1 pseudogene (only partly in view) is annotated in these 573 nt (G+C 65.4%); it reads left to right on the forward strand.

The annotated features are described in order from the left end of the window. Nucleotides 1-12 precede the first annotated feature (12 nt). A pseudogene (locus E6K79_06280) lies at nucleotides 13-573 on the forward strand (aldo/keto reductase); it runs 412 nt beyond the window's last position.

Below are 573 nucleotides of genomic sequence, written 5' to 3' on the forward strand. Positions count from 1 at the left end.
AGGTACATGACCATGAAGCACGTATCGATCGGCGGACTCGATGTCTCCCGCATAGGACTCGGCGCCATGACGATGGCGGGCTACTACAACATCGGCGCCGGCAGCGATGCCGAGTCGATTCGCGCCATCCACCGGGCGCTGGAACTCGGCGTCACACACCTCGACACCGCCGAGATCTACGGTCCCTACACCAACGAGGAACTCGTCGGCCGGGCCATCAAGGACCGGCGCGACCAAGTGGTGTTGGCCACGAAGTTCGGATTTGTCTCGCACTTCGGCGGCGGCCCCGGCGTGCTCGACAGCAGCCCAGCGAACATCCGCGTTGCGGTCGAGGGGTCACTAAAGCGGCTGGGCACGGACCACATCGACCTGTACTACCAGCACCGGGTCGACCCGAACACTCCCATCGAGGACACCGTCGGCACCCTGGCCGAACTAGTCGCCGAGGGCAAAGTCCGCAACATCGGGTTGTCTGAGGCCGGCCCCGACACGATCCGCCGCGCCCACGCTGTACACCCGGTCGCCGCGCTGCAGACCGAGTACTCCTTGTGGACCCGTGACCCAGAGGCCGAA

The sequence above is a fragment of the Candidatus Eisenbacteria bacterium genome (assembly GCA_005893305.1).
GTDB lineage: Bacteria > Eisenbacteria > RBG-16-71-46 > SZUA-252 > SZUA-252 > WS-9.